Annotated in this window: 20 protein-coding genes; 10 read left to right on the plus strand and 10 right to left on the minus strand. The window is 62.8% G+C overall.

The window, feature by feature from the left end:
• Positions 1-83: 83 nt before the first annotated feature.
• A complete protein-coding gene (locus KVO92_RS02685) occupies positions 84-1,031 on the minus strand; it encodes a MerR family transcriptional regulator (protein WP_217474140.1) in 948 nt (315 codons plus the stop codon).
• A gap of 240 nt (positions 1,032-1,271) precedes the next feature.
• Here KVO92_RS02685 and KVO92_RS02690 point away from each other — a divergent pair, with 240 nt between their 5' ends.
• Both KVO92_RS02690 and KVO92_RS02695 read left to right on the plus strand, forming a co-directional pair.
• Positions 1,272-1,718 carry a PAS domain-containing protein gene (locus KVO92_RS02690; RefSeq protein WP_217474141.1) on the plus strand — a complete coding sequence of 149 codons (447 nt, stop codon included), beginning with the start codon at positions 1,272-1,274 and terminating at the stop codon, positions 1,716-1,718.
• Positions 1,719-1,932: 214 nt separating this feature from the next.
• Positions 1,933-4,569 (plus strand): EAL domain-containing protein, encoded by a 2,637-nt coding sequence (locus KVO92_RS02695; protein ID WP_217474142.1) that lies wholly within the window; start codon positions 1,933-1,935, stop codon positions 4,567-4,569.
• 48 nt (positions 4,570-4,617) lie between these two features.
• On the opposite strand, the gene hemH is transcribed toward KVO92_RS02695, so the two are convergent.
• Together hemH and KVO92_RS02705 are read right to left on the minus strand one after the other, a co-directional pair.
• The gene (gene hemH, locus KVO92_RS02700; protein ID WP_217474143.1) at positions 4,618-5,643 is read right to left on the minus strand and encodes a ferrochelatase; all 1,026 of its coding nucleotides are present in this window, start codon (positions 5,641-5,643) and stop codon (positions 4,618-4,620) included.
• 74 nt (positions 5,644-5,717) lie between these two features.
• The gene (locus KVO92_RS02705; protein WP_217474144.1) at positions 5,718-6,617 is read right to left on the minus strand and encodes a TIGR01777 family oxidoreductase; all 900 of its coding nucleotides are present in this window, start codon (positions 6,615-6,617) and stop codon (positions 5,718-5,720) included.
• 394 nt (positions 6,618-7,011) lie between these two features.
• Here KVO92_RS02705 and KVO92_RS02710 point away from each other — a divergent pair, with 394 nt between their 5' ends.
• The 4 genes from KVO92_RS02710 to KVO92_RS02725 all read left to right on the plus strand — a co-directional run bounded on the left by KVO92_RS02710 (position 7,012) and on the right by KVO92_RS02725 (position 11,257).
• Positions 7,012-7,974 (plus strand): YbgA family protein, encoded by a 963-nt coding sequence (locus KVO92_RS02710; protein ID WP_217474145.1) that lies wholly within the window; start codon positions 7,012-7,014, stop codon positions 7,972-7,974.
• Between the two features lies 1 nt (position 7,975).
• A complete protein-coding gene (locus KVO92_RS02715) occupies positions 7,976-8,917 on the plus strand; it encodes a MerR family transcriptional regulator (protein WP_217474146.1) in 942 nt (313 codons plus the stop codon).
• Positions 8,914-10,341: a deoxyribodipyrimidine photo-lyase gene (gene phrB, locus KVO92_RS02720; protein WP_217474147.1), complete on the plus strand. Its 1,428-nt coding sequence runs from the start codon at positions 8,914-8,916 to the stop codon at positions 10,339-10,341. Before KVO92_RS02715 ends, phrB begins: the two co-directional genes overlap by 4 nt.
• Positions 10,342-10,495: 154 nt before the next feature.
• Positions 10,496-11,257, plus strand: coding sequence for an SIR2 family NAD-dependent protein deacylase (locus KVO92_RS02725; RefSeq protein WP_217474148.1), 762 nt, complete (start codon positions 10,496-10,498; stop codon positions 11,255-11,257).
• A gap of 83 nt (positions 11,258-11,340) precedes the next feature.
• Here KVO92_RS02725 and KVO92_RS02730 read toward each other — a convergent pair whose 3' ends face one another.
• Positions 11,341-11,652, minus strand: a complete 312-nt coding sequence (locus KVO92_RS02730; protein ID WP_217474149.1) for a DMT family transporter — start codon at positions 11,650-11,652, stop codon at positions 11,341-11,343.
• On the minus strand, positions 11,652-12,287 hold the full coding sequence (locus KVO92_RS02735; protein ID WP_217474150.1) for an FMN-dependent NADH-azoreductase: 636 nt from the start codon (positions 12,285-12,287) through the stop codon (positions 11,652-11,654). The genes KVO92_RS02730 and KVO92_RS02735 overlap by 1 nt, the downstream gene beginning before the upstream one ends.
• A 115-nt stretch (positions 12,288-12,402) precedes the next feature.
• Between KVO92_RS02735 and KVO92_RS02740 the strand changes: the two genes are divergently transcribed.
• Complete coding sequence (locus KVO92_RS02740; protein WP_217474151.1) at positions 12,403-13,287, plus strand: LysR substrate-binding domain-containing protein; 885 nt, start codon at positions 12,403-12,405, stop codon at positions 13,285-13,287.
• 6 nt (positions 13,288-13,293) lie between these two features.
• On the opposite strand, the gene KVO92_RS02745 is transcribed toward KVO92_RS02740, so the two are convergent.
• Positions 13,294-13,914 (minus strand): glutathione S-transferase family protein, encoded by a 621-nt coding sequence (locus KVO92_RS02745; protein WP_217474152.1) that lies wholly within the window; start codon positions 13,912-13,914, stop codon positions 13,294-13,296.
• 82 nt (positions 13,915-13,996) lie between these two features.
• The gene (locus KVO92_RS02750; protein WP_217474153.1) at positions 13,997-15,994 is read right to left on the minus strand and encodes an ATP-dependent helicase; all 1,998 of its coding nucleotides are present in this window, start codon (positions 15,992-15,994) and stop codon (positions 13,997-13,999) included.
• 200 nt (positions 15,995-16,194) lie between these two features.
• On the opposite strand from KVO92_RS02750, the gene uvsE reads away from it, so the two are divergent.
• A complete protein-coding gene (gene uvsE, locus KVO92_RS02755) occupies positions 16,195-17,208 on the plus strand; it encodes a UV DNA damage repair endonuclease UvsE (RefSeq protein WP_217475409.1) in 1,014 nt (337 codons plus the stop codon).
• A gap of 204 nt (positions 17,209-17,412) precedes the next feature.
• Here uvsE and KVO92_RS02760 read toward each other — a convergent pair whose 3' ends face one another.
• Positions 17,413-17,631: a hypothetical protein gene (locus tag KVO92_RS02760; protein ID WP_217474154.1), complete on the minus strand. Its 219-nt coding sequence runs from the start codon at positions 17,629-17,631 to the stop codon at positions 17,413-17,415.
• Positions 17,632-17,889: 258 nt separating this feature from the next.
• Complete coding sequence (locus tag KVO92_RS02765) at positions 17,890-19,026, minus strand: aminotransferase class V-fold PLP-dependent enzyme (protein ID WP_217474155.1); 1,137 nt, start codon at positions 19,024-19,026, stop codon at positions 17,890-17,892.
• 567 nt (positions 19,027-19,593) lie between these two features.
• Here KVO92_RS02765 and KVO92_RS02770 point away from each other — a divergent pair.
• Together KVO92_RS02770 and KVO92_RS02775 are read left to right on the plus strand one after the other, a co-directional pair.
• Positions 19,594-21,330, plus strand: coding sequence for a glycoside hydrolase family 5 protein (locus KVO92_RS02770; protein WP_217474156.1), 1,737 nt, complete (start codon positions 19,594-19,596; stop codon positions 21,328-21,330).
• Positions 21,331-21,516: 186 nt separating this feature from the next.
• On the plus strand, positions 21,517-22,605 hold the full coding sequence (locus KVO92_RS02775) for an endonuclease/exonuclease/phosphatase family protein (RefSeq protein ID WP_217474157.1): 1,089 nt from the start codon (positions 21,517-21,519) through the stop codon (positions 22,603-22,605).
• A gap of 34 nt (positions 22,606-22,639) precedes the next feature.
• Here KVO92_RS02775 and KVO92_RS02780 read toward each other — a convergent pair whose 3' ends face one another.
• Positions 22,640-23,098 (minus strand): hypothetical protein, encoded by a 459-nt coding sequence (locus KVO92_RS02780; protein WP_217474158.1) that lies wholly within the window; start codon positions 23,096-23,098, stop codon positions 22,640-22,642.
• Positions 23,099-23,295: the final 197 nt, after the last annotated feature.

Below are 23,295 nucleotides of genomic sequence, written 5' to 3' on the forward strand. Positions count from 1 at the left end.
GATGAGCATCGCGCCTGTCGCCACCGGTCACAATGCCGCTTTAGCATCGTTTGCCGTGCGCCGCGCTGCAAGCGTCGACGCGGCTAGGTGTCCAGCTTGCCGTCGAGGAACTGCAGCAGCCGGCGTTGCATCAGTCTGCTGACGCTACCCAGACTGGCGATGGGTGAGCCTCGCAGCGCGTCCTCAGCTGTCTCGCCGGCCATGGCCAGCGGGCAGTCGAGCCGCAGAGCCAGCTTGCCGACCTGCCTGAGCAGCGGCATCTTCGGCGGGGCATTGGCATACAGGACCAGTGCGCGCGGCTGCAGTTTTTCGCAGACCAGTGCCAGCTCGTCCAGCGGCTGCCCTATTGCCAGTACGCTGACCGCCACCTGATCACAGGACAGCAGCAGCCCAGCGACCAGCAACTCCAACTCACGACAGTGTCCCGGTATCGCCGCGAGGACCACGCGATCTTCCGTCTGAGCCCGCCCCAGTTGCAGCCGTTGCAGCGCCCGCGCACGCAGGTAATTGTCGAAGAACAACCATTCGCTGGTCTGGCCGAACTCACTCTGGCACACCAGCATTTGCTGCCACAGCGGCAGCAGGATGTCCTGAAACACCACCGGCAATGGGTATGTCGAGAAGATCTGGCCGTATAGCTGATCGAGACGGGTCTCGTCGAAACGACTCACGGCATGCTGCACCTGCGCCTGCCACTCGCCCCACTCACTGGTCATCGCTTGGGCCTGTTCCAGAGGCCGTCCGGTCCTGCTTGTCTCACTGCGCGACAGAATGCTGCCGACTTTGCTGACCGCCACACCACGCTCGGTCCAGGCCAGAATCCTGCGCACCGCTTCGACATCGGCCATGGAATACAGACGATGGCCGCTATCGGTGCGGGTCGGCTGGATCAAGCCATAGCGACGTTCCCAGGCGCGCAGGGTAACCGGGTTGACACCGGTCAGCCGGGAAACCTCTCTGATCGGAAACAGCTCTTGCTGCTTGAACGACTCGGAGTAATGCAAGGTGGACGCACGGGCGCTTTCGGTCATGACACGGTCGGTTCAATAGAAAGGATTAGACATTGTAGCGCAGGGTGGTCGACCCGAGACCCCGCCGCGGCGATACGCCCCGCATCGGGCGCCATTCGATCAGGCGTGCAGGTGCCCGTTCGAGGCCGCTGCCGACCAGTGCAGCACCGCGCCGGAGCAGCATGCTGCAGGCACACCAGCGTTGCGCCACCGCCGGGGAACTGAACTAGAATGCCGGCGAAGACGGATACGAGACATCCCATGATCAATGCAAAACTGCTGCAGTTGGTGGTCGAGGCCTCCAATGACGGAATCGTGGTTGCCGAGCAGGAAGGCGACGACAACATCCTCATCTACGCCAACCCGGCGTTTCAGCGGCTCACCGGCTACGAAGTCGACGAGATTCTCTACCAGGATTGCCGTTTCCTGCAGGCCGACGACCGTAACCAGCCTGAGCTCGCCGCGATTCGCGAGGCGATTCGCGAAGGCAGGCCTTGCCGGCACACCATTCGCAATTACCGCAAGGACGGCACGGCCTTCTGGAACGAGCTGTCGATTACCCCCGTCTTCAACGAAGGCGACCAGCTCACCTACTACATCGGCATCCAGAAAGACGTCACCGCGACCGTCGAAGCTAAGCAGCGTGTGCGTGAACTGGAAGCCGAAGTCGCCGCCCTGCGTCAGCAGCTCGCCACTATCGGCGGTTGAGCGCCTGCCGTCCGGCGGTCGTTACGCCGCCCTTCAGTCTGCTTCGGCTTCGCCGATACCCAACACAGATGGTCACCGTTCGAGGCTGGCCTTTTTGCACTTGAGAACGTGGCTCGTACATTGCTGGTGTACGGACGTACCAAAATGCGAATAATAGCCATCTGCCATCAAGTTATCGCCATGCTCTACGGCGGCTACACCGGGATCCGTTGATTTGACTTCTTACGCCTTCGTCGAAAACGCCACGGTGCTGCTCGCGCTCTGCTGGTTGCTGTCCTTCACGGCGCGCCATTGGGGGCAGAAGCGCCAACTGCCAGAGCAGCTTATCGCTGGCCTGTGGTTCGGCGGCGCCTGCATCACCGGCATGCTCATGCCCATCGCTGTACAGTCGGGCATCATCTTCGATGCGCGCACTGTAGTGCTGAGCATGGCCGCGCTGTTCGGAGGGCCGCTCGTGGCCGGAATCGCCGGGCTGTTGGCGGGCGCTTATCGGGTATGGCTCGGCGGTTCCGGGGTCTGGGTCGGGCTGATTAACGTGCTGCTGCCCATCGGGCTGGGGCTCGGCTACCGCTACTTCTATCGCCGTGAGCGAATAGCGGTTGGCTTCTGGCAGTTGCTGGCGTTCGGTCTGTTGCTGCATGCCGGGGTGGTGGCCTCGCTCTTGCTGCTACCGGCCCCTTTCGTCGAACCTACCCTCGAACAAATAGCCATTCCGATGCTGCTTGTCTTGCCGACCGCGGTGGTGCTGCTGGGGCTGCTATTGGCGGACATGCTCAACCGGGAGCAGATCGAACGGGCGATGCACCTGAACGAGGCCCGCCTGCGGGCGATTACCCAGGCGATTCCCGATGTCCTGCTGGTAATCGATGAAGACGGCCGCTACGTGGAAGTCATCGCGAACGACGCTGCCCTGCTTCACGACATCAAGGACAGGCTGGTCGGCAAAACGCTCGACGATGTACTACCGGCGGCGCAGGCCGAACGGTTCCACGAACTGATCCGCTCCACGCTCGCCACCCACAACCCGGGCCTGCTCGAGTATTCCATTCAGACCGTCGACGGCCTCAAGGTCTACGAGGTTCGGGCCCAGCGCCTGAATCTGGCCCAGTCCTTCAAGCCCGCGGTGGTCTGCCTGAGCCGGGATATCAGCGACCGCGCACATGCGGAACAGGAGCGCCGTATCGCCGCGATCGCCTTCGAGTCGCAGCAGGGCATGATCATCACCAATGCCGAAAACCGCATCCTGCGGGTCAACCAGGCATTCAGTGAAATCAGTGGCTATAGCGCCGAAGAAGCCATCGGCGAGGACACGCGCCTGCTCGCATCCGGCCGTCATTCGGCGGAGTTTTACGTGAACATGTGGCGGAGCATCCAGCAGACCGGCGCCTGGCAAGGGGAGATATGGAACCGGCGCAAAAGTGGCGAGGTGTACCCCGAGTGGCTGACGATCAGCACCGTGCTCGACGCTCAGGGCAATGTTTCCAACTACGTGGCGGCGTTTACCGATATCACCGAGCGCAAGCAGGCCGAGGAACGCATCCATCATCTGGCCTTCTATGACCCCTTGAGCGGTCTGCCCAACCGCCGCCTGCTGCTCGATCGTCTCCGGCAGGCCCTCGCTGCAACGGCTCGAAGTCAGCGGTACGGCGCGCTGATGTTCATCGACCTGGACAACTTCAAGAACGTGAACGACCTTCACGGCCATCAGGCAGGCGATCAACTGCTCTGCGTCGTCGCCGAGCGGCTCGGTGGCGAAGTGCGCAGCATCGATACCGTGGCTCGCCTGGGCGGCGATGAGTTTGTGGTCATGCTCGAAGACCTCGATACCAACGCTGAGTATGCCGCCGCGCAAGCCGAGCAGATAGGCGAAAAGATCCTGTCCGCGCTCAACGAACCTTACCGCCTGGGCTCACTGCTGCTGCACAGCAGCGCGAGCATGGGCGTGGTGCTGATCAACGCCAGCGACGGCGATGCCGAAGAGCTGATGAAGCGCGCCGACATGTCGATGTACGAAGCCAAGCAGGCCGGCAAGAACGCCCTGCGCTTCTTCGACCCTCGCATGCAGTACGCGGTCCAGGAACGTTTGCGGCTGGAAGACGAAATTCGTCGTGGCCTCGAGGCGGGCGAATTCGTGATCCATTTTCAGCCCCAGATCGAGCGGCACCGCGGGCTGGTCGGCGCCGAGGCGCTGGTGAGGTGGCGACATCCGCAACGCGGGCTGCTCTCCCCGATCCATTTCATCGCGCCAGCCGAGCGCGCCGGGCTGATTGAGGTGCTGGATTTCGTCGTGCTCACCCAGGCCTGCGAACAGCTTGCCGCCTGGGCTGAACGGCCGCAGTGGCGCGATCTGACGCTGGCCGTCAACCTCAGCGCCAGCCTGCTGTACCAGGCCGATTTCATCCGCCGCTTGCTCAAACTGCTCGCGCGCACCGGCGCCAACCCGCGCCTGCTCAAACTGGAAATTACCGAATCTCTGCTGCTGGACGATATGGAAGAAGCGGTCATTCGAATGAAAACGCTGAAACAGCATGGCATCCGCTTTTCCATCGATGACTTCGGTACCGGCTATTCGTCGATGGCCTATCTGCAGCGCTTGCCGCTTGACCAGTTAAAGATTGACCAGTCGTTCGTTCGCCAGCTGGCCGACGATGCCGCCAGCCAGACCATCGTGCGCGCCACCTGCGCGCTTGCCGCCGGGTTCAATCTGGAAGTCATCGCCGAAGGCGTCGAAACCGAGGCGCAGCGCGCGCTGCTGATCGCTAACGGCTGCGATATGTTCCAGGGCTACCTGTTCAGCCAGCCGGTGCCGCTGGAAGCGTTCGAAGCGCTGCCGCTCGAGCATCTTCACTGACGTTGCTTGGGCCGCCACGCTGGGCAGACGGCCCGCCTCGCGGCGCCGTTACAGCGCCAGCGGGGCCCGCCGGCAAAGGGTGACCAGTGCTTCGACCCAACGCTGGTCGGTGTTCAGACAGGGCACCAGCTGCAGATCCTCTCCACCCGCCGCAATGAACTGCTCGCGGCCGCGGTCGCCGATTTCCTCCAGTGTCTCGATGCAATCGGACACAAAGGCCGGGCACATCACCAGCAGCTTCTTCACGCCCTTGGCGGCCAGCTCCTCCAGATGCGCCTCGGTATAGGGCTCGATCCATTTGGCCCGCCCCAGGCGCGACTGGAACGACACCGACCATTGATCGGCGCTCAGCCCGGCCCGCTTGGCAAAATGAGCGGCACTCTGGAGGCATTGGGCACGGTAGCAGCTGGCGAGTACCGCGCCTTCGGCCCGCTGGCAACAATCAGCGCTACGCAGGCAATGCGAGCCGGTCGGGTCGGTCTTGTGCAGATGCCGCTCCGGCAAACCGTGAAAGCTCAACAGCAAGTGATCGAACGGTTGCTCGAGGTGCGCCTTCACGCTGTGCACCAGGGCGTCCAGGTATTCCGGTTGGTCGAAGAACGGCTGCAGGATCGCCAGTTGCATGTCCAGACGGTGATCACGAATCACCCGCCGCGCCTCCTCGATCGCGGTCGTCGTCGTGCTGTCGGCGAACTGCGGGTACAGCGGAGCCAAGGTAACCTGCCGAATGCCCTGCGCGGCCAGCTTGAGCAGCGAGCGCTCGATCGACGGCTCACCGTAGCGCATCGCCAGTTCCACCGGCCCGTCGGTCCAATGCGGGCGGACCGCTTCGGTCAGGCGTTGGCTGAGGACCACCAGCGGCGAGCCCTCTGGCCACCAGATGGAGGCATAGGCATGCGCCGACTGCTCCGGACGCTTGATCAGAATCAGCGAAACCAGCAAGCGGCGAACGGGCCACGGCAGGTCGATGACATAAGGGTCCATCAGAAACTGGTTGAGATAGCGCCGTACATCGGCCACCTCGGTGGAGGCCGGCGAACCCAGATTGACCAACAACAACGCCTGCTCGGACATGCACATTCCTGACTACTGATTTAAGGGATCGCGCCGTTGCCCTCGTGGCCGGCGGCGCTATTTTCACACAGGGTCTATGCCTTGCGCAGGTCCGCCAATGCCGCATCCAGATCGGCGAAGCGGAAACGGAACCCGGCCGCCTCCAGGCGCGCGGGGACCGTTCGCTGCCCGCCGAGAATCAAGCCGGACAGTTCGCCCAGAGTCGTTCGCAGTACCAACGCGGGCACCGGCAGCAAGGCCGGGCGACCGAGGCTGCGGCCCAACGCCTTGGCGAACTCGGCATTGCGCACCGGGTTGGGCGAGCACGCATTGTAGGGACCATCGGCCGCAGACTGATGCAACAGAAAATCGATCAAGGCGATTTCATCGTCTATATGGATCCACGGCATCCATTGCCGACCGTTGCCCTGACGCCCGCCCAGCCCGAGCCGGAACAGCGGCAGCAAGCGCTGCATAAAGCCACCCTCGCGCGCCAGCACCAGCCCGGTGCGCACTAGCACGACGCGAACGCCGAGACGCTTGGCACGCAGCGCACTTTCCTCCCAGGCGCCACACAGCTGACTGGCAAAGTCGTTGCCAGACGGGCCGTCATCTTCGCTGAGTTCGCGCTCCCCGCCATCGCCATACCAGCCAACCGCGGAGCCGGATATCAATAACTGTGGTTGCTGCTGACGCTCGCCAAGCCACTCGATCAGCTGCTCGGTAAGGTTGATTCGACTGTTCCACAGCAGCAAGCGCCGTGAACGCGTCCAGGGTCGATCGGCGATCGGCGCTCCGGCAAGGTTGACCACCGCATCCAGAGGGACCTGATCGATCTCCTGTAACCGACCGACCCCGGTCACTGCCTGGCCACAGCGCTCGGCCACCCGCTCAGGTGAGCGGCTCCAGACCCAGAGGTGGTGCCCCTGGGCAAGCCACTGCTTGCACAAGGCCCGTCCGATCAGTCCGGTACCGCCGGTGATCAGTATGTTCATGGCGCCCTCCTCTCCTGCGTCGACGCTGGCCGGCCGGCGAACAGCCGCACGGCGAATGCGGCATCTTATACATCTACAAATTCTTGTACAGATTTACTTCAGCTTAGCCGATCGCTCGACAGACGCGAGGTACGGCCCGCAAGCCCAGCGGCCAAGCAGCCGAAGCCACCTTGCCCAGACATTTCATATAGCGCGCTTGACTCTGCCGTTGGACCGTTCCGATCGCCAGCCCGCAGCAGCGGTGCGCCTATGCCCGTTCGTCCGGACGCTGCAAACCCGGGGCCTTTTGCGCTGCAGGGTTATACAAGAGGCGTTGACTTGTACAACAGAGAACTTAAGATGATCCAACTTGTACAAATACTTCGACTTGTACAATCCGCAGTGAGGTCGCCCCATGCTCAACTCGTTTCGTGCGCCCATAAAAGTCGGCATCAGTGCCTGCCTGCTCGGCAAGCCGGTGCGATTCAACGGCGGCCACAAGGAGTCGCGCCTGTGCAGCGAGACGCTCGCCAGGCATTTCGAGTTCGTGCCGGTGTGCCCCGAGGTGGCGATCGGCCTGGGCACGCCGCGTCAACCCATTCGCCTGGTTGGCGACCCGGACCAACCGCGAGCGGTAGGCAGCGTGAACGCCGAGCTGGACGTCACCGACGCGCTGACGGCCTACGGCAATCAGGTCGCCGCGGAGCTGCAAGACATCTGCGGCTTCATCCTCATGCAGAAGTCACCTTCCTGCGGCATGGAACGGGTAAAGGTCTATCAGGCCAGCGGTCATCCGATCGAGGGCGGCGGCTCCGGCTTGTTCGCCCGCGCGCTGATGCAGGCACAGCCAGATCTGCCCATCGAGGAAGACGGCCGCCTCAACGATCCGGTGCTGCGAGAAAACTTTCTGACCCGAATATTCGCCTACGCCGAATGGCAGCGACTTCTGGCGAGCGGCCTGACCTGCAAGGCGCTGGTCGAATTCCACTCGCGCTACAAGTACCAGCTGATGGCAACCGACCCCGTGCAGTACAAGGCACTCGGCAGATTGGTCGCCACCGTCGGCAAGCAACCGTTGGAACAATTCGCGCCCACCTACTTCAGCCAGCTGATGGTGGCATTGAAGAAGACCGCATCGCGCGGCACCCATAGCAATGTGCTGCAGCACCTGAGTGGCTACCTGAAGCGCGACCTGGGTACGCAGGACAAGCAGGAGCTGCAACGATTGATCGACCAGTACCGTGAAGGTGTCGTGCCGCTGGTCGTGCCGATGACCTTGCTCAAGCATCATTTCCGCCGCCATCCCGACCGCTACGTGGCTACGCAGGTCTACCTGCAGCCCCACCCGGAAGACCTCAGCCTGCGCAATGGCATCTGACATGAGCCCAACTTTCGATGATGAATCCTGCGTGACGGGCTCGCACGGCTGGTTTCCGATCCGCGAGGTGGCACGCCTCACTGGGGTCAATCCGGTCACACTGCGCGCCTGGGAACGGCGCTATGGGCTGATCGTGCCGCGCCGCACTGCCAAAGGCCATCGGCTCTACGACAGCAGCCATGTGCAACGGATCCGCGGCATCCTCGGCTGGCTCGACCGCGGTGTAGCAGTCAGCCAGGTCAGGCACCTGATGGATAGCCAACAGGTCGTTGACCTGGACGAACATAACCCCTGGCGTGATCTGCATGAGCACATGCAACAGGCGATCGCGCAGCTGAACGAGCGGCAGCTCGACGACAGCTTCAACCGTGCCTTTTCGCTCTATCCGCCGCGAACGCTCTGCGAGCACCTGCTTTTGCCGTTGCTGACGAGCCTCGAACGCCGCTGGACCGGACAATTCGGCGCCGAGTTGGAGCGTGGTCTGTTCAATACCTGGCTGCGGACAAAACTCGGGAGCCGCCTGTACCACTTCAACCGCCAGCACAGCGGTGCGCCACTGTTGCTGGTGCCGCTGGGTGAGCGGCGCTTCGAACCCGGTCTATGGCTCTGTGCCTGGCTCGTCTCCAGCGCAGGCTGGCCGGTCGAGGTCATCGAGTGGCCCGTTCCCCTTACCGAACTGCCCTTGGCACTGGCAAGGCTGGATCCCTGCGGGCTGCTGCTCTATGGCAGCCAGTCGCTGGACAGCGGCGATCTGAGGCGACAACTGCCCCGCCTCGCCGACCCGCAGCGGCTGCCCCTGTTACTGGCAGGCCCGACCGCAAGCATCCATCAGGCCGAGCTACGTGACCTGGACGGTCTGATCCTCGCCGCGGACGCCCTCGCGGCGCTCGACGCGCTGCAGGCACATCCCTTGTTCGAGAAACCCCAAGGTCCTATTCGATGAATCAGCTGTACTGGCTACGCACCGATCTGCGAGTGGCCGATAACACGGCGCTGACCGCAGCGATGAATGCCGGCCCGACCCTGGCGCTGTACGTGATTACACCAGGTCAGTGGCGCGCCCACGACGATGCGCCCTGCAAGATCGATTTCTGGCTACGCAACCTTGCCGAGCTGTCGAGGCGTCTGAGCGAACTCAACGTTCCTCTCCTGATCCGTACCCTGGACAACTGGGGCGAAGTTCCAGCGCTGATGGCCGAGCTGTGTCGGACCCATCGGATCGGCGCCGTGCATGCCAACGATGAGTACGGGGTCAACGAATGCCGCCGCGACCAGGCCGTCGCCGAAGCACTCCGATCGGACGACGTGCCGTTCCACCGCCATCTGGACCAGCTGCTCTTCGCCCCTGGCAGTATCCGGACCCTGGCGGGGGAATGCTTCAAGGTGTTCAGCCAATTTCGCAAGGTCTGCTACAACCGGCTCAGCCACTCGCTACCACGCTGCCTGCCGACACCCGCGGCGCAACCCTGGCTGGCGGTAAAGAGCGATCCAGTGCCCGCGTCGATAGCAGGTATGGCCTCACCGCTCCCGGCGCTGCAACGCTACTGGCCGGCTGGCGAAACATCCGCACACAGACGCCTGCAGGCCTTTGCCGAGCATGGCATGGCGGATTACCAGTCGCAGCGCGACTTTCCCGCCGAACCGGGTACCAGCCAGGTGTCACCGTATCTCGCCGCCGGCGTCCTGTCGCCGCGGCAATGCCTGCACGCCGCACTGGCCAGTAATCGTGGCGAGCTCGACAGCGGCAATCCCGGCGCGGTCACCTGGATCAACGAGTTGCTCTGGCGCGAGTTCTACAAGCACATTCTCGTCGGCTACCCGCGCGTCTCGATGGGGCGTGCGTTTCGCAGCGAAACCGAGCGACTTCCCTGGCGACGGGCAGCGGACGACCTGGCGGCCTGGCAGCAGGGTCGCACCGGCTTTCCGATCATCGACGCAGCGATGCGGCAGCTATTGGCCACCGGTTGGATGCACAACCGGCTGCGCATGGTGACTGCCATGTTCCTGAGCAAGAACCTGCTGATCGACTGGCGCGAAGGCGAACGGTGGTTCATGCAGCATCTGATTGATGGCGACCTGGCGGCCAACAACGGCGGCTGGCAATGGAGCGCTTCGACCGGCACCGACTCGGTGCCTTATTTCCGCCTGTTCAACCCCATGAGCCAGTCGACCCGGTTCGATCCGGACGGACGCTTTCTCAGATGCTGGCTTCCAGAGCTTGAAGCCCTGGACGGGCGCGACATCCATCACCCGCAGAAGGCGAACGGCCTGTTCCCAGCCGACGAATACCCGATGCCCATCGTCGATCTGCCGATGAGCCGTGAACGCGCACTGACCGCATTCAGGCAACTGAGCGAGCAGCGCTGAGCACAGCCTGACGATCCGGGAGGCGCAGTTTGCTTGCCATGCACGCGGCGAGCGACCTGCCCGCCGGGACGCCGACCTGCTCTGGCATCCTGTAGTGCCGGATGGTATTGGTGGGTGCTGTTCGACCGTCCGGTCCGCCGCCGAGGAGCCACCGATGCAGTCCATGTCACTCGCCGAAACCTTGCGTAGTGCCCAGCACGTCGTGGTATTTACCGGTGCTGGCGTTTCCGCGGAAAGCGGCATTCCAACCTTTCGCGACGCGCTGACCGGGCTGTGGGAACGTTTCGATGCGTCTTCGTTGGCGACGGCGGACGCGTTCCGGGCCGATCCCGCGTTGGTCTGGGGCTGGTATGAATGGCGCCGCATGAAGGTCCTGCAGGCCCAACCCAACCCGGCGCACCTCGCGATCGCCGAACTGGCCCGCCATGTACCGCGGCTGACGCTGATCACGCAGAACGTCGATGACCTGCACGAGCGTGCCGGCAGTCGCGAGGTGATCCATCTTCATGGCAGCTTGCACCAACCGCGATGCTTCGAATGCGGTCGCGCGGCCGACGACCCGCCGGGCATGCCAAGCGAACCCGAAGGCGGGCGGCGCCTGGAGCCGCCTCGCTGCCGGGCCTGCGCAGGGCCGCTTCGCCCTGGCGTGGTCTGGTTCGGTGAAAGCCTGCCGGCCAATGCATTGGCCGCGGCATTCGAAGCGGCCGAGCACTGCGACGTGCTGTTATCGGTCGGCACCTCCGGAATGGTTTATCCGGCCGCCGAAGTTCCAGGGCGGGCCTGGCGCGCCGGGGCGACCGTCGTACAGGTCAATCCGCAACCGGAACTCACTCGGCGCACCCGGGAATACGCGCTGAAGGGGCCGGCTGGGGAACAGTTGCCGAGGCTGGTCGAGCTGGTGTTCGGGCAGCCGTAAGCGCCTTCGCACCCAGTGGCCAGCCCTTCTAGTAGAAAGCCGTCCCGTTGCGCTCAACCGAACGCAGCGGCCTAGCCGGCGCGCTACTTGAGCCCGGCGATGCCGGAGACGATCAACGCGACCGAAAGCAGCTTCAGTGGCGTCAGCGCCTCCCCCAGCAACAAGGCCCCGAGCAGCACCGTGCCCAGCGTGCCGATGCCGGTCCAGATCGGATAGGCGATGCTGACCGGCAGCTCCCGCAACGCCAGCGTCAGGCAATAGATCCCCGCGCTCGCGGCGACGACCACCAGGACACTGGGCAGTAGCCGCGTGAAGCCCTCGGCGTACTTCATTGCCATTGCGAAGAGCACCTCGAAGCCTGCCGCCAGCAGGAGAAATGCCCAGCCGCTGGCCATCAGAAGTCCAACGCCAGCTGTGCCAGCCGACGCCGCGCCGCTTGGTAGGAATCTTCGAATACCAGCCCACCGAACTCGTCATTCTCCACCGCGACTACTTCGACATCGGTAATGCCGATCAACCCGAGCACGGCGCGCAGGTGGGTATCGGCGTGGTTGAGGTGGGCGTTGATGCCATCCGGGCCGTAGCCACGATCGCCTCGGGTGGTGATGATCAGCGCACGCTTGCCGAGCACTCGCGGCTTGTACTGGCTGACCGGGTCCTCAGGCGTGAAATCGAAGGTGCGGCCGATGCGCACGATCTGGTCGATCCAGGCCTTGACGCCACTGGGTACGCCGAAGTTGTACATGGGCGCGGCGATGACCAGGCGATCTGTATCGAGCAGCTCATCGACCAGCGTGTCGCTGAGCGCCAGGTCCGCATGCATCGCTGCAGTGCGCTCGGCAGGCGCACTGAACGCGGCAGCCACCCAGCCCTCGGTTACCGGTGGCAGGACGATACGGCCGACTTCGCGGCGCGACAGCTCGACGTCGCCCTGCTCGTCCGCCAGCTCTTGTAGAAAGTGTTCGAGCAAGCGCCGTGAGTGCGAGCGTTCACCGCGCGGGCTACCTTGTATGGCCAGAATTCTTTTCATCTATCATCTCCGACGCCGCACCATGCGGCCTACGAAGCCAAGGTATTGGCCGAAGCCGACGACGACAAATGAGCAATACTGCCGCCGAATGAAATGAATTCACCTGAGGCATCACATGTTCGCGACTCTTCCACTCACCGCCTTGCGCACCTTCGAATCCGCCGCGCGGCTGCATAGCTTCAAGGCCGCCGCCGAAGAGCTGGCGGTCACGCCTACGGCGGTTTCGCACCAGATCAAGACGCTCGAAAGTTGGTTGGGGGTGCCGCTGTTTCACCGCTTGGCGCGCGGTGTCCGCCTGACCGAAAGCGGCGAGCGGTTGTTCGGGCGTGTGCATGGCGCCTTGCTGGACATCGTGCAGAGCGTCGATCAGTTGCGTCCGCATCCAAGCATCGGCAGCCTGACGTTATCCACCACGCCAGCCTTCGCGGCGCTGTGGTTGATCCCGCGCCTAGGGCGCTTTTATCAGGCGCATCCGGGCATCAAGGTCCGCGTCGAAACCAGCACCGAGCTGCTCGACCTGCAGCAGGACGCCAGCATTGACCTGGTGATTCGCTACGGTTACGGCAGTCACCCCAGCCTGCACAGCCAGTGTCTGCTCGACGAACGCTTCGGGGTATATGGTGCGCCGGGGCTGCTTGCCTCTCTGGACCGGACACGGCTGACACTGATTACGGTGCGCTGGCGCAACTCGCAGCTCTACGATCGCAGCTGGAAGGCCTGGTGCGAGGCGGCAGACGAGTCATGGCTGGCGCACGCCGAGCTGCGCGAATACGACGAGGAGCATTACGCCTTGCAGGCCGCCATCGCCGGGCAAGGCCTGGTCCTGGCAAGCGACGTGCTGGTGTCGCAGAGCCTGGCGATGGGGCTGCTGCAACCGTTGCGCCCCGAGATAACCGTGCCCGGGGCGAACTACACGGCGCTGTGTGTGCCTGGCCGCGAGCGGCACCCGCCGGTCAAGGCCTTCTTCGACTGGCTGAACGAAGCATCGAGCAGCCGCTGAGAGCGGTCACGTCAGCGGGGTCATCACGGCGCGCTGGTAGGCCGGCCGCTCTTGCAGTCGCGCATACCACGCTTGCAAATGCGGCAGGGCCGGCCGTTCGATGGGCATCTCGAACCAGGCGTAGGCGAAGCAACCCAGCGGAATATCACCCATGCCGAAGTGCTCGCCGGACAGATAAGGCTGCTTGGCCAGGGCCTCATCGGCGATCGCCAGTAGCGTACCGCAAGCCTCCAGCGCCGCCTGTACCGCGGCCATGTCACGTTGGTCCTCCGCGGTACGCACGATGTTCCAGAACAACGGCCGGAAAGGCGTCGCCAGGGATGACGTCACCCAGTCCATCCACTTGTCCGCGCCGGCACGCTCGCGCGGATCGACACTCCACAGCCTGCCTTCACCGTACTGCGCCGCGAGGTAGCGAACGATGGCGTTGGACTCCCACAGCACCAGCTCGCCATCCTCGAGACACGGCACCAGGCGATTCGGATTCCTGGCCAGGTACTCGGCTTCGCCCACCACGCCGAAGGCACCTCCCGCATCGATGCGGGTATAGGGAATAGCCAGCTCTTCAAGGCACCAGAGCGCTTTTCTCACGTTGGTCGAGTTGATTCGCCCCCATAGTTTCAGCATGCATTTGTCCTCTCGTTCGTAGTGTCCGCTGGCAAGCCCAACACCTGGCCGCAGCCTCATCGCCATCGCGTCGTTGCCAACCTCATCGTGCTTTCTTTCGCGCCGAGAGCAGGCGCGTCGCCCCTTGAGGCTTTTGCGTGTACCAGAGCACGCGGCTCACGCCGCGGGTAATCGCCACGTAGGCCAGGCGCAGATTTTCATCCGCCATGGCCTGATCGTAGCGGTTCCGGAAGAAGCCCGAGTAGGCGTACAAGGCGTTGCGAAGCGGATGTTTTTCCGCCGGCAGACAGTCATCGACGATGATCGCGACCTCCGCCTGCAGCCCCTTGGCGCGGTGGATGGTGCAGGCCTTGACCGGCAACCGCTTGTCCAGCTCGGCCTGGATGACGCGCAACGGTTCGTTGCGGCGGCTGAGTACCAGCACGGCGTTGCGATCGGCATTCGGGCGTGTCGAGACGTGCCGACACTGCGCCTCGATCTCGGCGATCAGCGCTGGCAGGCCCGTCTTGATGTCGAAGCGCGTCACCAGCTTCACACCGTGGTCGCCGGACTCAGCTTTTTTCGCCGCCTGGCTGGCCTTGGCCTGCTTGAACTCGACGCCATCGAGCACCGCCTCGCCATCGCGAATGATCGGCTCGATGGAGCGGTAGTTGGTTTCCATCATCAGCACCCTGCTCTGCTTCGTGGCGCCCTTGCCGGGGAAGTATTTGTCGAAGTCCATGAACAGCTCCGGCGAGCTGCCGCGCCAGCCGTAGATCGACTGCCAGTCATCACCGATCGCCATCAGGCTCACCGTTTCGCCCTGTCGCGCGAGCGCTCCGTGCAGGGCCTGTAGCCACTGGACGATCTGCGGCGAGATGTCCTGAAACTCATCGATCAACAGATGGCTGAACGGTGCGAGCGCGTCCATCGCAACGTCCGAATCGCCGGCCGCCAGCTGCTGGGTGAGTCGCTGGAAGGCGCCGTTGAAGGTCATCAGCCCCTGCGCTTGCAATGCGGCCTGGAAATACTGCCAGAACAGGATCAGCGCCCCGACGAAGTCACGCTCGTGCTCGGCGCAATCGAGCCGCTGAACCTGCAGTTGCTCGATGCGAATGCCGATGCTCTCGATGAAGCCCGCCTGGGCGTAGAAGGCTTCGAACAGCGGAACCGGAACGAATTCGCCAGCCAGCTTGAACCCGTCCAGCGGCGCTTTCGGTGAGGTGCGTCCGGGCCGCTCGCGAGCGTCGGGTGCAGGCAGCCCCAGCAGCTGGTGGACCTTGATCCGAAACTCCTCCTGCTCGGCGTAGCACGCCTGATAAGCCTGCTTCAGCAGCCGCTGCTGTGCGGGACCCAGGCGTGCCGATGTCAGCGGGTTATCCGGCTCGGCGGGCGATGCGCCCTTTTGGTCCAGTTGCTCGAACCATTGCGGTTTACCCAGGGATGCCTTCGCCAATACCGCCATCGCCGAATGAAAGGTGCGCACGCACTGGCGTACTTGGGCGGGATCGAAGTCGACGTTCCAGAAGCCCAGCACCCGGGTCAGTTGGTCGCGCAACTCGGCGCAGGAGGCATTGGTGAAGGAGATGACTGTCAGGCGTTCCGGCGGCACGTTCAGATGGCAGAGCATGAACACCACCCGCAGGATCAGGGTGGTGGACTTGCCCGAGCCCGCTCCGGCAAATATTCGCGTCACCGGACTGTCATCGAGGATCATGCGCCACTGCTCGTCCGAGGGCGCCCGCACGACCCCGGCCTCGACTGCGCGCCCCACGCGCAGGCGCATCGCCTGAATCTGCTGCGTGTCGACCGCCAACTTGGCCGGACCATAGAGGCCTTCGCCCGCGGACGATTTAGCCTTGCGCGTCTGCGCCCGTGGCTTGGCTGTGGCTTGCCGCGGCCGTGGTGATTTGACGGCCTTCGCCGACTTGGCTGGTGCCTTGAGCCCCTTCGCGGGCTTTGCGGTCGATGCCTTACGGCCATCCGGCCAGCGCCGCAGAATCAGCTCTTCTTCGGACTGCACATAGGCCGAGGTGCGCGGAAAACAACGGGCCAATGCGCTGGACACCAGCAGCTTGTAGCGCTTGACGGCAGACAACATGAACAACCAACCGGAGCAATATAGGGACGCGGTATGGTACGAGGTTTTCCGCATCGGCTGGACGCCGATCGGCATCGTTTGTCCCGACCAGCGCCTGGCGACTGACCAGTCGACGGGCGCGTTCGTCAGGTGCCCGGCACCCTGCTTCGTCTGCGGCCACTAAGTAAGGACACGTCATGGCGCCCAAGCCCAAGGTCCTTATGTACAGAATCGGTTTCGCCTGCATGTACCGCCACCCTGGCCACAGCGAGTCGCTGAAGGAGCTGGAGGCCATTGAGCGCGCCTTCAATCCGCGTTCGACCACCTTGCGCTGGCTCAACAGCGTGTCGCAGGCGGCGGCGCGGGAAAAGCTGAACGAGATCGTCGAGCACAACCTCGCGGCGCAGCTGCGGCTGCTCGATTATGTCGGTACCCTGCCCGAGCCCCTGCGCATGCTGCGTTTGAGCAGCGACTTGCTGCCGTTCTACAGCCATCCGCAAGCACAGGCCTTTTACGAGCAGCCCGAGGTGCGCCGCGTCATGGAAGGCGGCTTCGCGCAGATAGGGTCGCGCGCCAGGGAGCTGGGCATCCGCCTTTCCCTGCATCCGGGCCAGTATTGCGTGCTCGGATCGGACAAGCCGCAGGTGGTGGAAAACAGCCTGGCCGAATTCGAATACCACGCCGACATGATCCGCATGATGGGTTTCGGTCGGCGTTTTCAGGACTTCAAATGCAATGTGCACATCGCGGGGCGCCTAGGCGGCGACGGTATCCGAGCGATCTGGCCTCGCCTTTCGCAGGAAGCGCGCCACTGCATCACGTTCGAGAATGAAGAGAAAACCTACGGCGTCGATGACTGCTTGCAACTTGCCGATCTTGCGCCGGTGGTCCTGGATATCCATCACTGCTGGATCAACGAAGACACCTACATCGACCCCAACGACCCAAGGGTGTCACGCATCATCGAAAGCTGGCGCGGTGTACGACCCACGATGCACTACTCCCAGCCCCCTGAGCGCCTGATGGAGCTGGGGTTTTCCGCCGAAGACAAACTGGAAATGCCGGCACTGCTGGAGCAGGTCAGCAAGCGCGACCTTTACAGCCACAGCAAACGGATGTGGAACCGCTGGACCAACCTCTACGCGCGTGAATTCCTCGACCGCTTCGACATCATGTTCGAAGCCAAGGACAAGAACCTGGCGACACTCGACTATTACCGTGATTACCTCGCCTGATGTCCCGGCAACGCTGCTCTACTGTCAGGCCGGCCCAAACCAGGCACAGGCGAACGGAGCCGGCACGTTGTTGCGGGTTATCGCTGGGAAATATGCGGGATTCGGCGAGCGGAAGCGTCGAGACGGTGACTTCGTGGAAATGGCGGTCATGCGGGACGATGATCCTGCGCCAACCGTTGCGGCTCGCGCAGGATGAAGAGGTGGTCAGGAGTTTCTTGGCTGAATGTGATGCTCTCGACGTTTGGCCAGGATGTCAGCGGCGATTAGCGCCAGCAATGGCAATACCCCGACCTTCAGGCCTAGCTCCCATGATCCGAGGAACCCAATCAATACCGCTCCTACAACAACGATGGCTGCAATGCAGTGAGCGCAGAAGCGCCACAACTCGAGTGCAACGACCTGAGCTTTCTGGTTGTTGATCATAGTTAGCCCCTCTCTCTTGTTGTAATAAGCTTCGTACAACTTGAGCGTAGTCAGCCCTGCCATTCCTGCAAACACATTTTTGTTTCAGGAATGTGTCTAGCTCGCAGGTTTCAGCGTTATTTTCTTAACAGCTACAGGGCCCACGCGGGCTTTAGCCAGATAGCACCAGCAAACAACGGCCATCAATAACAACCAAACTTGCACAGGCCACGCGACGAGCGGTCGCAATGGCCCGTATCCATTTCGTTAATTACCGCGCTAGTGCGCCGCGGCAATTTCGTCGAGCGCGTCGCGTAACAAGTCCAGTGTGCGATCGATATTGTTCAGTTTCTCCAAGCCGAACAAGCCGATACGGAACGTCTGAAAATCGGCGGGCTCGTCGCACTGCAGCGGCACGCCAGCGGCGATCTGCAAGCCCTGCGCGGCGAATTTGCGGCCGTTCTTGATATCAGGGTCGTCCGTGTAGCACACCACCACGCCGGGCGCCTCGAAGCCGTCAGCCGCCACGCTCCTGAACCCCCGCTCCGCCAACAAGACGCGAACGCGTCGGCCGAGTTCGATCTGCTGATCCCGAACGGTTTCGAATCCATGCGCTTGTGTCTCCAGCATCACGTCGCGAAACAGCGCCAGCGAGTCGCTCGGCAGCGTCGCGTGATAGGCGTGCCCGCCTTGCTCGTAGGCTTGCATGATCTGCAGCCACTTTTTCAGGTCGCACGCAAAGCTGCTGCTCTGGGTACGTTCCACTTGCTGGCGAGCAGCCTCGCTCAGCATCACCAGCGCACAGCAAGGGGACGCGCTCCAGCCTTTCTGTGGCGCACTGATCAAGACATCGACCCCCGACGACTGCATATCCACCCACAGCGCGCCGGATGCAATGCAGTCCAGAACGAACAGACCGCCGACCGCATGTACGGCGTCGCCGACCGCGCGCAGGTAATCGTCGGGCAGGATCATCCCCGATGACGTCTCGACATGGGGCGCAAACACCAGATCGGGCTTCTGCTCGGCTATGGCTGCGATCACCTCATCCAGCGGCGCCGGCGCAAAACCCGCTTGCGGCGCCTGACTCTGCGCTCGCGCCTTGAGCACCGTGGTGCGCGCCGGAATACCCCCCATCTCGAAGATCTGGCTCCAGCGATAACTGAACCAGCCATTGCGGATCACCAGGCAATGGCGGTCGTGTGCCAGCTGGCGGGCGACCGCTTCCATGCCAAAGGTCCCGCTGCCGGGCACGACGACGACCGCATCGGCGTTGTAGACCGCCTTGAGCGTTGCGGAGATGTCGTTCATCACGGCCTGGAATGACCGGGACATGTGGTTGAGCGAGCGATCAGTGTAAACGACCGAGTATTCGATCAGCCCATCAGGGTCGACGCGAGGATAAAGACGCGACATGGCAGGACTCCGCAGAAAGAACCGATCTTGACCCTGCACCAAGCCCGACGGCTTTACAAGCACGACACCGCGTGACGCCCCGCCGGTGTAACTCGCCTCATAAAGAACCGCTTCTATATCTCGCCGCAAGAACCCTTGCCCTGAATACAGGTCGAAGAAGTTCAATTCAGTCCGCGCCATTCGTCGGTTTTTTAGACATTCAGGTTCGTGACCCGATTAACGGTCAATTCAAAAAACCGGCGCCATCATCCCCTACCAGCCGCATGGTGCGGGCCATCCAGAGCTAATCGCAAAAGATGGCCAGCGGCCATTTGATATTAAAACAATGGCCATTTAGCGAGTAGACGTAATATTGGCGGCAATATTACGTCTACTTAGATTCAAAAGATAAAAGAAACAAATTATAAATGCGCAACGAAACGGCGCCTGCCCGGCGGCCGTTTCATTCAGTGGTTCGTTCTATCGGTGGTTTCCGCCTGCCTAGCAGCACCGCTTATTGATCAACCTCCCCTGTCGATTCATCGCAACGCCGGCAACGCGCGTCGATGCCCAACACATGGTGAGCCAATGTCCGTCACGTCTTTCCCAAATGCCCGCAAGGGCCTTTTGTCTTTCATTGCCCTTGCCGCGCTGATGGGCGGTATCCCTGGCAGTGGCGAGGTTCAGGCTGCAACCGCCGCTACCACCAGCACATCGACGATCGCCTATTCCGCACTGATCAACAAATTCACCAACACTTACTGGTTGAACGGCTCGTGGCGCGCCTCGGCCGGGGTATCGGTCGCAGCCACCGCGCAGAACAAAGCTGCGTTCCGTGTCGGAACCTCGGTGCGTACCGCCGACGGACAGATCCGCACCGTCACCGCCGTCACCCCGGCCAGCGGTGCGCTGACCATTTTCATGAGCGGCCCGGCGCTCGACGGCAAGCTGGTCGGTTACCCGCACAAGCTCAGCGTCAGCAATATCGCCAGCTCAACGCCGATCACGACGACCAAGAGCGCGCCTGTTGCGCCACCGAGCTACTCGGCGCTGATCAACAAGTTCACCAACAAGTACTGGCTGAACGGCTCCTGGCGTGCGTCGGCCGGCGTATCCGTCGCCGCGACCGCGCAGAACAAGGCGGCCTTCGTACCGGGTGCCTCGGTGCGCACCGCAGACGGACAGATTCGTACCATCACCTCGGTGAAGCCAGCCAGCGGCGCACTGAGCGTGTTCATGAGCGGGCCCGTGCTCAACGGCAACCTCGTTGGCTATCCGAACAAACTCAGCCTGGCCACAGCCCCCGCGATCCGTCCTGCCGCCCCATCGGAGCCGACCGCGGCTACGCTGCCCGCAGCCGGACCGGTGCAACTCGTCGGTGTGGCGCTGTCCGGCGCCGCGTTCGGCCCATCCGTCCTGCCCGGCAAACATGGGACCAACTACATCTATCCCGCCGAGTCGTATTACAAGAAGTACGCCGCGCAAGGGCTTAAGCTGGTCCGCCTGCCCTTCCTCTGGGAGCGCATGCAGCCTCGGCTCAACGCCGAGATCGATGCCGCACAGTTGGCGTTGCTCACCCAGTCGCTGGATTACGCCCAGAAGTATGGCGTGAAGGTGGTGCTGGACATGCATAACTACTACCGCTACTACAAGCAGCCGATCGGCTCCGAGACCGTACCGATTCAGGCATTCGCCAATGCCTGGAAACGTATCGCACTGAAGGTGGGCAAGCACCCGGCCCTCAGCGGCTACGGTTTGATGAACGAGCCGAACACCAAAGGGCTTTGGCCTGAAGCGGCACTGGCCGCCGCCAAGGAGATCCGCAAGGTCGACCAGACCAACTGGATTTACGTCGCAGGCGACCGGTTCTCCAGCGCCTGGCACTGGCCGCAGTCCAACACTCAGCTCATCGCGGATCCATGGATGCGCGATCCTGCCAACAAGCTGATTTTCGAAGCGCACATGTACCTCGATCGCGACACGTCGGGCCTGTACAAGGACAAGACAGAGACCTTCGCGCCGGATTTGGGCATCAATCGCGCCAAGCCCTTCGTTGACTGGCTGCGGGCCAACAAGCTGCGCGGCTTCATCGGCGAGATGGGCGTGCCGAACTACGCACCCGATGCCATCGTTGCGATGGATAACCTGCTTGGCTACCTGCGAGACAATTGCGTTCCACTGACCTATTGGGCGGCAGGTCCCTGGTGGGGCAATTACATCCTGGCGCTCGACGTCACCGGCGGTGCCGAACAGCCCCAGCTGCCGGTGCTGAGAAAGCACGCCACGACGCCGAACAGCTGCGCGGCCATCGGCGAACCGCTGTAACGCCACCCACTGCGACCCCGGAGGCCTGACAGGCATTGCCTGTCAGGCCTTTTTGCTTTTCCTGTGCTGCAACCCGGCATATGCGCGCGAGCAGACAAGCGGAACCAATCAGCAAGGCAGCGGGACGAATGCCTTGTATGGCAACAGCCGGCAGGGGCATCGAGCCGAACGCGCAGAGGAGTGGCAATGACGAAATGGATCTTGCTGACGGCCACCGGCCTGCTGGTGGTGCTGACCGTGCTGCCGCTCTGGAAAAACCCAGCCTGGTGGGTTCGCGCCCTGGATTTTCCGCGATTGCAGCTGTGTGTGCTGGCCTTTGCGCTATTGCTGGCTCAGGCCTTGCTGCTGTCCTATTCCGAGCCGTTGCAGATTCTGATCTCGCTGCTCGTCGGTGGTTGCCTCGTCTATCAGGCCTGGTGGATCGTCCCCTACACGCGTCTGTGGCCCCGGGAAGTCCAGTCCGCCGATGCGCGCTGTGACAGGCCCCGCATTCGCGTAATGGCGGCCAACGTGCTGACGCCGAATCGCCAGGCCGACCAGCTCAAGGCCCTGGTGCGCCGCCACCGTCCCGATGTGCTGGTCACGCTCGAAACCGATCGTTGGTGGGAAGCGCAGCTGGAGGAACTCACCGACCAATACCCACACGTGATGCGCTGTCCGCTGGACAACCTCTACGGCATGCACGTCTGGTCACGGCTCGCGTTGGAAAACGGCGAGACCTGCTTTCTCGTCGAGGAGGACGTGCCCTCCATGCATGCACGGGTTCGGCTGAACGAACACCTGGCGGTACGCATGCATTTTCTCCATCCGGCTCCGCCGAGCCCCACCGAGAACGACGAGTCCACCGAGCGCGACACCGAGCTGCTACTGGTGGCCAAGAGCGTTCAGGACGATGAGCCTGACACACCGATCATTGTGACCGGCGACCTCAACGATGTCGCCTGGTCGGCCAATACGCGCCTGTTTCGCAAGGTCAGCGGACTGCTCGATCCGCGGGTGGGTCGCTGCATGGTCAACAGTTTTCATGCGAAGCACTGGTTCCTGCGCTGGCCGCTCGATCACCTGTTCCACAGCCACCACTTCAAACTGGTGCGTATCGAGCGTCTGCCTGCGTTCGGATCAGACCACTTCCCCGTGATGGTCGAGCTTCAGTATGACCCGGCGCCGGAACAGCAGAGCTTGAAGGCTGACGCAGCGGACGAGCGGGAGGCGCAACGCAAGATCGATCAGAAAGACGCCGAGGAAAGCGACGTGCCGGAACCGGAAAAGCGCTGAGCAGCGCAGCCGGTCCAGCTCCAGCGCCGCCCGCTCAGACCTCGTTGACCCGATTGAACTGCACCGCCAGCCGCATCGTTTCGTGCGATTCCAACGCCAGCAGCTCGGATGCGAGATCGCGCGCACCGTCGATCTCGGCTCGCCGCGCCAGCGACCGGTACAGATCCATCACCTGGTTATGAACGGTGAACAGCTCGTAGGAGATCTGCTCGACACTCATGGTCGAGTACGGCATGGCGCAAGGCTGTCCGCGAATCACCGGATTACGCGTCACATAGTCGAAGATCCAGGTATGCAAGGCGTTCGGATCGGCGTGGCGCTCGATGCGCTCGATGGTGTGGGCCAGTGCTTTCTCGTGGTCGGCGAGATAGGCCAATAGCCACTGCGCGCGCTGCTCTTCGTGTCGCCGTGCGCTTCGTTGCAAGCACCTGGCCAGCTCTCGATGGGTATCCCGCGTCCAGTCGATGAGGTCCTCGAATCGCTCGATCTTCATAGTCCCTCCAAAGCGCCGATCACAACCGCACGCTGACGGGCCTGGGGCGAGCCCGACGTCGCGCGGGCTCACCCGGTTGGGTCTCTGGATCGCGTTGGGCGAGCCATGAGTTAAGACTAGTCACGACTTGCCTGGTTGGCTGCCCGGGGGGCCACTGGAGCTGTATCAGTGTTTTGCCGCTCGCCTGTGCCCGCCAA

The organism is Stutzerimonas stutzeri (assembly GCF_019090095.1).
Lineage (GTDB): Bacteria > Pseudomonadota > Gammaproteobacteria > Pseudomonadales > Pseudomonadaceae > Stutzerimonas > Stutzerimonas stutzeri_AN.